The 11815-nt window shown below is 54.4% G+C and carries 11 protein-coding genes and 1 pseudogene; 6 read left to right on the forward strand and 6 right to left on the reverse strand.

Annotated elements, in window-relative coordinates; genetic code table 11:
* Nucleotides 1-111 precede the first annotated feature (111 nt).
* Nucleotides 112-1035, reverse strand: a complete 924-nt coding sequence (locus KNP02_RS14570; protein ID WP_214710292.1) for a DUF7916 family protein — start codon at nt 1033-1035, stop codon at nt 112-114.
* A gap of 90 nt (nt 1036-1125) precedes the next feature.
* Between KNP02_RS14570 and KNP02_RS14575 the strand changes: the two genes are divergently transcribed.
* Entirely contained in the window at nt 1126-1680 is a 555-nt protein-coding gene (locus tag KNP02_RS14575; RefSeq protein ID WP_214710285.1) for a maltose acetyltransferase domain-containing protein, read from the forward strand.
* A gap of 33 nt (nt 1681-1713) precedes the next feature.
* Here KNP02_RS14575 and KNP02_RS14580 read toward each other — a convergent pair whose 3' ends face one another.
* The 5 genes and pseudogenes from KNP02_RS14580 to KNP02_RS14600 form a co-directional block, all read right to left on the reverse strand.
* Nucleotides 1714-2718: a pyridoxal phosphate-dependent aminotransferase gene (locus KNP02_RS14580; RefSeq protein ID WP_214710283.1), complete on the reverse strand. Its 1005-nt coding sequence runs from the start codon at nt 2716-2718 to the stop codon at nt 1714-1716.
* A complete protein-coding gene (locus tag KNP02_RS14585) occupies nt 2715-3473 on the reverse strand; it encodes a transporter substrate-binding domain-containing protein (RefSeq protein WP_214710276.1) in 759 nt (252 codons plus the stop codon). The genes KNP02_RS14580 and KNP02_RS14585 overlap by 4 nt, the downstream gene beginning before the upstream one ends.
* 208 nt (nt 3474-3681) lie before the next feature.
* Nucleotides 3682-3825: pseudogene (locus tag KNP02_RS14955) on the reverse strand (P-loop nucleotide/nucleoside kinase family protein); the annotation flags it as partial.
* Nucleotides 3826-3834: 9 nt separating this feature from the next.
* A complete protein-coding gene (locus tag KNP02_RS14595; RefSeq protein WP_214710271.1) occupies nt 3835-4248 on the reverse strand; it encodes a nucleotidyltransferase in 414 nt (137 codons plus the stop codon).
* Between the two features lie 6 nt (nt 4249-4254).
* A complete protein-coding gene (locus KNP02_RS14600; protein ID WP_214710270.1) occupies nt 4255-4755 on the reverse strand; it encodes a hypothetical protein in 501 nt (166 codons plus the stop codon).
* A gap of 141 nt (nt 4756-4896) precedes the next feature.
* Between KNP02_RS14600 and KNP02_RS14605 the strand changes: the two genes are divergently transcribed.
* From KNP02_RS14605 to mutL, 5 genes are all read left to right on the forward strand, one after another.
* A complete protein-coding gene (locus KNP02_RS14605) occupies nt 4897-6360 on the forward strand; it encodes a phytoene desaturase family protein (RefSeq protein WP_214710268.1) in 1464 nt (487 codons plus the stop codon).
* Between the two features lie 16 nt (nt 6361-6376).
* Entirely contained in the window at nt 6377-6805 is a 429-nt protein-coding gene (locus KNP02_RS14610) for a GNAT family N-acetyltransferase (RefSeq protein ID WP_084592900.1), read from the forward strand.
* Nucleotides 6806-6906: 101 nt separating this feature from the next.
* On the forward strand, nt 6907-7338 hold the full coding sequence (locus KNP02_RS14615; RefSeq protein WP_021067281.1) for a YlbF/YmcA family competence regulator: 432 nt from the start codon (nt 6907-6909) through the stop codon (nt 7336-7338).
* 54 nt (nt 7339-7392) lie between these two features.
* Entirely contained in the window at nt 7393-9918 is a 2526-nt protein-coding gene (gene mutS / locus KNP02_RS14620) for a DNA mismatch repair protein MutS (protein WP_214710266.1), read from the forward strand.
* Between the two features lie 4 nt (nt 9919-9922).
* Nucleotides 9923-11725 carry a DNA mismatch repair endonuclease MutL gene (gene mutL / locus KNP02_RS14625; protein WP_214710264.1) on the forward strand — a complete coding sequence of 601 codons (1803 nt, stop codon included), beginning with the start codon at nt 9923-9925 and terminating at the stop codon, nt 11723-11725.
* Nucleotides 11726-11815: the final 90 nt, after the last annotated feature.

The following is an 11815-nucleotide window of genomic DNA, read 5'->3' on the forward strand; positions in this document are numbered from 1 at the left end:
AAACGGCTTGAGCCCTGTCGAATACAGGACTCAAGCCGCCTAGGCTGGTTTTCATTATTTGCCCTGTCTACTTGACGGGGAGCAGTTCACAAACGGCTTCGTTCCTTTTGATTAGCGGTTGACCGAGGCGGCCATACGAATGTACGTATGGCGCCGTCCCCGAATCGCAATCGATAACGCCTGAATATTCTCCGGTGTGGCGATTCCGGACAGCCCAGCATCGCCGATATGGAAGATGTCCGTCCCACCGCGCTTCGAGGACAAGGCGATGTCACGAATCGTCGCTTCATCGGATCCTTCCTGTGAAGTGCCGATGGCGGCGACGACAAGTTTATCCAGCGCCTGAATCTCGCGCGTGACTTCATAGAATTCATCTTCGCGGACGCCAGGAACGGTGCCGGGCGCTGGAATCAAGATGATGTCGGCCCCGGCTTCAGCAAACCGGACGTACGCCTCTTGATCGAGTACACGGCCGACGCCGGCTTGATGCATTTTCCCGGCGATGATGACGCCCGCGAACTCTTGGCGGGCGTTGATGATGGCTTGCTCGATCGCCTCGTTCGTCACCCCGGTGTTCGGGTTTCCGGTCAGGCAGATGAAGTCGATACCGAGCTCTGACGCTCTGGCGAACGCTTCCCGTGTCGCGAGCCGTCCTTGTTTCACATCATACATGTCCTCCGATTTCTCGGAAAAGTCGACCGGCTCGAGGTTGACCCCAATCGGCAAACCGACGAGCCGCTTCAATTCCATGATGGGATTGTCAGACATCGTCTCGCCCGGCATATTTCCAAACAAGGCGTGGCTTTCGAGACCTTTTATGTACGGGTGGAACACGTCGAGCATGTTCAAAAGAATCATGTCGGCACCGAACGCCCGCGCGAGTTCGGCGTTCGTCACTTCCGGATAGAGTGGTTGTACGGTCGGGATGACTTCGGCGAGTACGGTCCGGCCTTCGGCTTTGCGAATCGATCCAATCAAATCCGAGCGGTTGAACGTCAAGAAATCACTGGCTCTACAGTCAAGAATTCGTTTCATCTGTCTATTCCTCCTCTAGTTCGTCATGTTCCTATTCCCCATTTCGCTAGAAATTCCTCTATAATGATGACAGAATAGGGGGAGATGCAGATGACTGAAAAAGAAAAGATGATTCAGGGCGAGCTTTACTTGGCCGGAGACGAGGAACTCGTCGCCGACCGGCGTCAGGCCCGGCGTTTGATGGAACGATTTAATCGATCCGGGATCGATGAACTCGACGACCGAAAAGCAGTGTTAGCGGAGCTGTTCGGCTCGACCGGAAGTTCGTTTTATTTGGAGCCGACGTTCAAATGCGACTACGGTTATAACATTCATCTCGGAGAACGGTTCTTCGCTAACTTTGATTGCGTATTCCTCGACATCTGTCCGATCAAATTCGGTGACGATTGCATGCTCGGTCCGGGTGTGCACGTGTATACAGCGACGCATCCGCTCGACCCGATCGAACGAATCTCGGGTCTTGAATACGGGAAACCGGTCACGGTCGGACATCGGGTATGGATTGGCGGCGGTGCCATTCTAAACCCAGGGGTGACAGTCGGGGACGATGCCGTCATCGCCTCTGGCGCCGTTGTGACGAAAGACGTGCCAGCCCGTGCCGTCGTCGGGGGGAATCCGGCGAAAGTGCTCAAGTTCATACCATGACGAAACGACCCGACGTGATGTCGGGTCGTTTGCTTATGCTGTCGGTTGTGACGCGTAGGTGACTAGTGCCTGACGTGCTGCTTCGAGAGCAGATTCATTGCCGAGCGTGATGCGAATCCCGTTCGGTTGTTTCGATGTGTGAACGCCATGCGCGACGAGGTGGGCCCAAACGGCCTCCGGCTCATCGAGCGTGACGTAAATGAAGTTCGCCTCGGCGGGATGGACGTGTCCGATGGTGGCGAACAAGTCGGTCCACTGTCCGCGCATGTCGGCGTGCCATGCGATGGCCTCATCGAGATACGTCGCATCTTGTAAGAACATGTTGGCGATTTTCGCGCTGACACCGCTAATGTTGAACGGCGGGACGAACTGACGGAAATAAGCGGCGAGTTCGGTCGTCGTGACCATGAAACCGAGGCGGACGTTGGCCAGGCCAAACGCCTTCGATAACGTCCGCAGTACAATCACATTCGCAAATGAATCAAGATGGGCCACCATGCTCGACGTCGGTGTGAAGTCGATATAGGCTTCGTCGACGATCAAGTACGGCACGAGTCCCGCGAGTTCGGCCAATTCAGCGACGCTCCACAATTTTCCGGTCGGGTTGTTCGGATTCGACAACAGCAACAGCTTTGGTGTGTGTTGCGTGATCGCCTGGACGAGTGCGTCATATGACAGGTCATCGGCTTGCACGTGCCAGCCGTGCGCGATTGTCGTGAAGATCGGATAGAGTGCGAAATCCGGGCTCGGTGACAAGACGACGTCTTCCGGTGCCAACAGCGCCTGGGTGACGACGTGAATCATCTCGTCACTGCCGCAACCGACGAGCAATTGATTCGGCTCGACACCGGCGTAGGCCGCATAACGGGTGAACAACTCGTCAATCGGTTGGACCGGATACTCATGCAAGTCTTGGAACGAAATCGTCGCGAGCTGGTCATAGAGGCGGGACGGCACCGGGAACTGGCTCTCGTTTTGATTCAAACGGTACCCGTCTGGATAGGTGACTGGATAAATCGGCAGCGAGACTGGTCTCATTCCGTCGGCTCCATCGAGAACCATTTTTTGGCGAGTTTGTCGATTTCACCTGAGTCAATCATCTTGTTCAACTCCTCGTTGAACTGATCGCGAAGGTCGTCCTCCAATTTAAAGGCGGCTGCTGAACCTTTCTCGCCATCTTCTTTCAAGGCGAACGTGTACAGTCCGGCATCTTGGTCCAAGTATTTTTGGGCGACCGTGTCCTCGATGACCATCGCGTCGATCCGACCCGTATTCAACTCTTGGACGATCTCTGGAATCTTGTTCAATGAGACGAGCTCTGCCTCCGGAGCTTGGTCTTTGGCGATGTTCTCTTGAATCGAAGCGGTTTGGACGCCGATTTTCTTGCCGGCGAGCGCCTCAATCGACTCGAGTGACTCATCTTTCGTCATGACTAAGTTCGTCGCCGACAAGTAGATATCCGAGAAGGCGGCATTTTCTTTCCGCTCTTCGGTCGGCGTCATACCGGCCATAACGAAGTCGACACGTCCGGCGTTTAGTGCCCCGAGCAGGCTGCCGAAGTCCATGTCTTCAATTTTGAGTTCGTAGCCGAGGCGTTCCGTGACGGTTTCGGCGATCTCGATATCAAATCCGACAATCTCATCCCCGTTCGCCGTATCGACAAACTCATACGGGAAGTAATCGGCGCTCGTCCCCATGACGAGTGTTTTTTTCTCTTCGCCCGTCGTCTCTTGGCTACATCCTGCTAGTAATGCACTTGCCACTAATCCCCCTGTAATGACCCACCTTTTCATGTATGAATTCCTCCTTCAAGATATGAGACTAAGTGTATATGTATGATTATTAATTGTAAAGCATAAAAATACAAAAACGATTAAAAAAATACATCTAAGAAAAAGTCACAGGATGCTTCAGGTGGTCAATCCATCGCCTGGAGATAGGCGATGGCGTCAGGTAAATACGTCTCGAGGGGGCGGTCCGTATCAATTGTAAGCGTATGCATAAACGGTGTTGTGAAGTCGATTCAAGCAGTGCCGTCTTCGTGACATCGTGATCGACGATGACCGCATCCAGTCGTCGAGCGATTTCCCGAGACAGCGTCGATTTGCCGGACCCAGGGAAACCGGACATTTGAAGAAAGAACATGGAGTACCCTCACGCTTCGTTTGATTTCCCGCGGCTGAATCCGGCGAACAACCGGCCGCCGAACGGGGAGAGCGTCTCATCGACGTAACGGATGAGCGCGTCGGGTTCGTTCGTTTGATAATAGCGTTCGAGGGCAGCGACGAGCTCTCGGGCTGCATGCGTATCGTAGCGGTCGAGAGCGCGGTATGTCCATTTGGAGGAGCCCATCCATTGTCGATTCGTGCGCAGGATGAACTCACAGACTAATGCGGCGAGGGCGCTCGCGATGAACAAGCCCTCTGCACGACTTGTGCATCCAATCAAGTCATCGAGCACATCGGTCAGAAAGTATCGTTTCATCTCGATCGTCTCGTCCGCCCAAGCCTCTGGCCCGCTGTCGAGCAAGGCTCTCGCTTCACGCTTGATGTCTTCGACGTTGTTCATATTATTTTAAGATTTTTCAGATTCAAGGATGTGCCATTTTTCAATCTTACCGTCTTCTTCATAAAGAACACGAACTTCCATCTGGTTTAAAACGAGCCGTTGCTCGCTGGCGAAGAGCACAATCGGATAACCGGTCGACAGCGGTTCGTCCGCTTCGAAGACGGGACTGTGCGCCTGCATGGCATAATAACCGTCCGAACGCGTGTTGGCCGCCCCAGCATCGACTTGAATCACCGTATCGAACCCTTGGAGTCGTAACACGTAACTATAAGTCGTGCGCGCCCCGCGTTCGAGTCGCCACTCCTCGATAATTGCCTCGCAGCCATCGTTCACTTCCTTGAGTAACACTTTTTGTGCCGTGTACTCGCGTTCATACGGAATCATCTCTTGAATATTCACAGCCGTCATCGTGGCCAATTTTTGTGATTCTTCCGATGGCGGGGTGATGAGAATGCCGATAAAAATTAAGATAGGGATGAGCAGATAAATGATGACCCGACTTCGCATATAGTTTCACCTGTCCTTTATCGATTTTTTTCGCCATCTTCTGGCAGAACCCTGCCTAGAGCTTGAATATGTTCCCGAAACACGTCGAAACATCTCGGATACAAGGAACCCATGTATGATGAAGTCAGGAGGGGATGAGGAATGAGAATCGGGATTATCGGTGGAGGAGTTGCCGGGTTGACGACCGGGGCGTTGGCAAGTCGGATTGGTCATGACGTGACGGTGTTTGAATCATCGCAGGAGTGGGGTGGTTGCGCCGGTAAGTTCGAGCGCGGTGACTACCGGTTCCCAGCCGGGGCGACGCTCGGGATGGGATTTGAACCAGGCGGCCTGCATGAGCGAGTCTTGTCCTACTTAGGTGAAACGATTGACGTTCGCCCGTTAACCGAGGTGATGCAGATTCATGTGGACGTGAAAACGGTCCGCTATTATCAAGACCCGACTCGTTTTTTACTTGAACTTGAATCGACGTTTCCCGAGCTCGCTCCGCGGATTCGTGCCTTCTTGAATGAAGTATGGACCGATTTTGAGACGATCCGTCCTTTATTTGAGACGCTACCGGCGTTGCCGTTTCGAACGATTCATGACGCATCGGTTGCGATACGTGGTTTTCGACCGACGCAACTACGTGCGTTTCGGAAGTTATACCGGCCGCTCGGTACAACGTTAAAACGGCATCGATTGAACGGGACGGCGTTCGAACGGGTCATCGACGGGATTTTGCTCGATAGTCTTCAGACCGGAGCTCGCGAGGCGAGTCACTTGCTCGCGGCCGTCGCGTTATCGATTTACCACGAAGGGGCATTTTACGTCGATGGCGGCTTGTACACGCTCGCTCACGCCTTGGAGCGCTCGATTCAAAAAGACGGCGGACAAACCCTTCTCGGACGACAAATCGTCAAACTCGAGCGCGTGGCGGACGGTTGGCTCTTGACCGATCGGCGGGGCCGGCTCGACCTCGTCGATGTCGTCGTCTCCGCCATCCCGCTCGAGGCGACCGCTCAACTGCTGAGCGGAGATACGTCACGTCAATTCAGCAAGCAGTACGGGCGTCACTTAAAGCGCTCGCAATGGGGAACGTTCAGTCTGTACGTCACGTTACCCGAAGCGATATGCATGAACCGTCCGCTGTTCCAACAAGTGTATAGCGATGACTTACCGTCAGGACACGCCTTCATCTCGATGTCAGCCGCAGATGATTCGCTCCGGACCGAGCGACCGGAACGGACCGTCACCGTCTCGACCCATATCGATTTGACAGAGTGGCAGGCTTGGAAAGACAAGGCGACGTATGAGAAACTAGAGACAGATTGGACCGAGCGCCTCGTCTCGGTTGTGAGTCGAGCGTTCCCGGACTGGAACGGCGAATCGTCTGTCATGTTGCCCGGAGGACCGGGGGCGTGGGTGAAATATACGAAACGTCCGCACGGCGCGGTCGGTGGTTATGCCCAAACACCGCAACAAGCTTTGTTCCATGCGGCGAGCTACCGGACAACCTTGCCGAACCTGTATGTCTGCGGGGATACAGTATTTCCGGGGGCAGGCACAATCGGGGCGATGACGAGCGGGCTTCATGTCGCCCGAGCGCTCGGTTCGAAGTTATGAGGGGAGACAAGTGGAGATGCATAAAAAACGGTTTGACGAATTGACGACGAGAGAACTCTATGAGTTATTGGCGCTCCGGACCGAAATCTTTGTCGTGGAACAAGATTGCCCATATCAAGAAGTCGATGGGAAAGACGTGGCGGCGGTCCATTACTGGATTGAGGCTGATGGTCGCCCGATCGCGGCGCTACGTGTCCTCGAGGAGGAGTCGCCGGTCGCCATCGGCCGTGTCGTCACGAAATCGACGCATCGGGGACAAGGCCATTCGCGGCGTTTGATGCAAGAAGCCGTGGCTGACTTTGGGGATCGCGATTTGTACTTGCAAGCACAGACATACGTGGAGCCGTTCTATGCGAGCTTCGGGTTCACACGAACGAGCGAGGAGTACTTAGAGGACGGGATTCCTCACGTCGATATGGTTCGGACGGCGACCGTCTCGAAGTGAATCGATGCGGTACCGTTTGCCATAAGTTCGTGGTAGAATGATGAGGAATACTTGCGTGCGTCAAGACGTGCGTTCAATCATAGAGAGCAAAGGGGTTTACGATGGTGACTGATCAAACTGTGATTCAAAAAGCGAGAGAATTAGCCGACTTATTGGCGAGCACGCCGGAAGTGGCCCGCTTCAAAGAAGCGGAAACGAAAGTGAACGAAAGTGAACGCGTTCAAACGTTGATTAAACGTATCAAATACTTACAAAAAGAAGCAGTCAACTGCAAGCACTACGGGAAGACGGAAGCGCTCGCCAAAGTTGAGCTGAAAATCGACAAGGCGATGGACGAACTCGATTCGATCCCGGTTGTCCAGGCGTTTCAGGAGACGCAAGTCGAAGTGAACGATTTGCTTCAATACGTGACGGTCACACTCGCCAACTCGGTGACAGATCGCATTATCGAGTCGACGGACGGTGACGTTCTCGCCGGTAAAACAGGAAGCGGTATGGCAGCGGAGAAATCACGCGGCGGCTGCGGATACTAACAAACAGACAGCTGGCCTTTGGTCAGCTGTTCTAATTTCTAGAGGTGAACACGAATGGAAACGATACATCAAACCCCGATGATGAAACAATACTTTTCAATCAAGGCCGATTATCCAGACGCCTTTCTCTTCTACCGGCTCGGTGACTTTTACGAGCTGTTCTTTGAAGATGCCCAAATCGTCGCCAAAGAACTTGAGTTGACATTGACCGCGAAAAACGGGAAGAACGCTGAGCACCCGATTCCAATGTGTGGCGTACCACATCACTCGGCCGCTATCTACATTGAACAACTGATCGAAAAAGGATTCAACGTGGCCATCTGTGAACAGATGGAAGATCCGAAAGCGACGAAAGGGCTCGTCAAACGTGAAGTCATCCAAGTCATCACGCCAGGTACATACATGGCTGCACTCGGTGAGAAAGAGAACCGGTATTTACTATCGGTCGTGAACGTAGCAGGCCGTTTCGGGATTGCCCGCGGCGATGTGACGACAGGTGAATCTTGGTTGACGACCTTACCGTCGCGTGAGGCCGTCCTACGTGAAGTCGAAGGGTTGGTCCCGAGTGAAATCATCGTTGATGACGCCGAGTTGGCAGACCATCTCTCATCACTCGGCATTCCGTTGTCGGTGCAGACAGAGCGGCTAGCGAGCCCGTTGTCGAGCGGAGCGAAAGATGAGGCGCAAGTGAGCGCGTTTGAATTGCTGTTCGCTTATTTGACGCGCACGCAAAAACGCGCCCTCGATCATCTCCAACCGGCCGTCGCCTATGAAGTCGAGGCCCATATGCAACTCGATGCCAACACGGCCCGGAACTTGGAATTGTTCCGGTCGGCCCGGTCCGGTGAACGGAAAGGATCGCTTCTCGCCTTGCTTGATGAGACGACGACGGCGATGGGGGGACGGTTGCTGAAACGTTGGCTCGAACAGCCGCTCTATACCGAGCAGGCGATTCGGGACCGACAAGATGCGGTCGAGAACTTGGTCGATGACTTCATGCTTCGTGACCAGTTGCGTGAACAGCTACGTCACGTCTACGATATCGAACGGCTCGTCGCCAAAGTCGGTTACGGGACGGCCAACGCCCGTGACCTCGTCCAACTCGGGAACACACTCGAGCGCATCCCGGCGGTGCGGGCCTTGCTCGAAGGCGTCACGGCCTCACGGCTTCGTCAAATCGATGATACGCTCGACACATTTGACGACTTGGCCAGCATGCTCCAGGCAGCGCTTGTCGAGGCGCCACCGATCTCGATTAAAGAGGGTGGGATGATTCGTGCCGGCTATTCGGCCGAACTCGACGAACTGCTCGAGGCGAAAGCGAACGGAAAGACATGGATTGCCAATCTCGAGCAACAAGAGCGGCTCGCGACCGGCATCAAGTCGCTGAAAATCGGCTATAATCGTGTCTTCGGCTATTACTTGGAAGTGACGAAAGCGAACGCCCGTCTGCTCGAAGAGGGACGTTACGAACGGAAACAGACGCTGACGAATGCCGAGCGCTACGTCACACCCGAGCTAAAAGAGAAAGAAGCGCTCATTCTCGGGGCTGAAGAGAAGAGTTGTACGCTCGAGTATGACTTATTCGTCGCCTTGCGTGACCAAGTCAAGCAAGAGACGAAACCGCTCCAACAACTGGCGCGCTCGCTCAGTGAGCTCGACGTCTTGCTCGCGCTCGCCATCGTCGCCGAAAAACGTGACTATGTCCGGCCGACGACGTCGACGAACGTCCAAATCGATCGTGGCCGTCATCCGGTCATCGAGACGGTGCTACCACGCGGTGAATACGTCGCCAACGATTTGACGCTCGACGACACGCGGCGCATGCTCTTAATCACCGGACCGAACATGTCCGGTAAATCGACGTATATGCGTCAATTCGCCTTGATTGCCATCTTGCATCAAATCGGGTCGTTCGTGCCGGCTGAAGCGGCTGAGATTCCATTGTTTGATCGAATCTTTACCCGCATCGGTGCGGCCGATGACTTGGTGAGCGGCCAGTCGACGTTCATGGTTGAGATGACGGAGACACGCCAAGCGGTGACAGAGGCGACCGAACACAGCCTCATCTTGCTCGATGAGATCGGTCGGGGGACGTCGACGTATGATGGCATGGCGCTCGCCCAGGCTATCGTCGAATACATCGCTTCGACAATTGGAGCGAAGACGTTGTTCTCGACCCACTATCACGAGCTGACCGTGCTCGAAGACACGATCCCTGCTCTTGAGAACGTTCACGTCCGCGCCATCGAGCGAGACGGGCGTGTCGTGTTTCTACATGAAGTACATCCGGGGCGGGCCGATAAGTCGTACGGGATTCATGTCGCTGAGCTCGCTGAATTGCCCCGTGATTTGATTGAACGGGCGCGGACCATCTTGTCTCAACTTGAGACGGACTCGAAACCGGAACGGGCAGCTGTTGAACATCCGGGAACGGCAGAACCCGTGGCCCAACTGTCGCTCTTTGAGGGGGAAGACGAGATTAAACGACAATTGCTCGAACTCGATTTGTTGGCGATGAACCCGATCGAGGCGATGCAAGCGCTCTATGCGCTCCAACAATCCGCGAAGAAGGGGTGAGTCGATGGGAATCATACAGGAGTTACCGGAACAACTGGCCAACCGTATCGCGGCTGGCGAAGTCGTCGAGCGGCCGGCCTCGGTCGTGAAAGAGCTCGTCGAGAACGCGATTGACGCCGGCGCCACCAAAATCGAAGTCGATTTGGAGGAAGCGGGCATCCGTCTCATTAAAGTCCGCGATAACGGGCACGGGTTTTATGAAGAGGACGCCCCGCGCGCCTTTTTACGTCATGCGACGAGTAAGATTCGGGACGAGCACGACTTGTTCCGGATTCGCACGCTCGGCTTTCGTGGGGAGGCGCTCGCCTCAATTGCTTCGGTCAGCCATGTGACGCTGAAGTCACGCCGGGCCGAGGAAGACGGGTTCGAGATGACGCTTCAAGGCGGCGTTGTCACGGCGCAAACACCGGCCGCGGCGAACGTCGGGACGGAGATAGCCGTCAGTCAATTGTTCTATAATACACCAGCCCGATTGAAGTATTTGAAAACGTCCGCGACGGAACTGGCGAGCATCACCGACACGTTGAACCGGATCGCCTTGTCCCACCCGGAAGTGCGCCTCACGGCGTTCCATGAAGACAAGGAACTGCTCAGGACGAGCGGGAACGGAGACATCAAACAAGTCATGCTCGCCATCTATGGCCGACAAGTCGCGGCCCAAATTGTCACGGCGTCGAGTAAGACGAACGACTATAGTTTGAGCGCCCATCTCGTCCGTCCGGAAGTGACGCGTTCGAACAAGCAGTACGTGACGCTCATCTTGAACGGTCGGAGCATCAAGAACTTCGCGTTGACCCAAAGTGTGCTCGAAGGCTACCACACGCTGCTACCGATTGGTCGTTATCCGATCGCTGTCCTCGAAGTGAACATGGACCCGATGCTGATCGATGTCAACGTCCACCCGACGAAACGAGAAGTTCGGCTTTCAAAAGAGAAAGAGCTCTGTCAGTTGATTCGTGAGACGGTCCAACTGACACTCCGGGAACAGCGTTTAATCCCGTCGGTCAAACCGAAAGAGCGACCGGTCATTCGGACAGAACAAGAGCGACTTGATTTCACGGTTGAACGGGCGCCGGTCACGGAAGAAGCGCCGACGTGGAACTATCCAATTCCACGTGAGCCTGTCACGTCACCGAGTCGTTGGTCGCCGACCCCGCTCGTCAATGAAGCGCCTGAGCCGATAGCGTCGACGGTCGAATCGGAAACAATCGAGACGAAAGGAGAGCGGTTGCCGCCGCTCGACGTCATCGGTCAATTGCATGCGAGTTATATCGTCTGTGGTGCCGAGGACGGGATGTACGTCATCGACCAACACGCGGCCCAGGAACGAATCAAATATGAGTTGTTTTACAAGCAGCTCGGGAATCCTGACAAGGAATACCAGTTGTTGCTGCTTCCGCTCACGCTCGAGTTCACGCAAGAAGAGGCGCTCGCGATTGAAGAAGTCACTCCGCTTTTAAAAGAAGCAGGTCTCGAATTGGAGCCGTTCGGCGGCAATACGTTCCTCGTTAGAGAGATTCCGACGTGGTACCCGCAACATGATTTAGAAGGAACGGTCCGTGATTTGATAGAGATGGCGATTCGGGATCGCTCCATTGACATCGCTAAATATCGGGAAGACGCGTCGATTTTGATGGCGTGCAAACGGTCGATTAAAGCGAACCATCCGTTGAACCACGAGATGATGCGGCAATTGCTTCACGATTTGAATCAGACGACGTCTCCGTACACGTGTCCGCACGGACGTCCGATTTTAGTGAAGTGGAGCACGTACGAGCTCGAGAAGCTATTTAAACGCGTTATGTGACATAAACTGTACCCTGAGTAGTAGACACTAAAAAAAAGTCTACTGCTCAGGGTTTTTGTGTACACTGGACTAAATCATATTGGGAGTGAA

This window comes from Exiguobacterium sp. s40 (assembly GCF_018617905.1).
GTDB lineage: Bacteria > Bacillota > Bacilli > Exiguobacteriales > Exiguobacteriaceae > Exiguobacterium > Exiguobacterium mexicanum_A.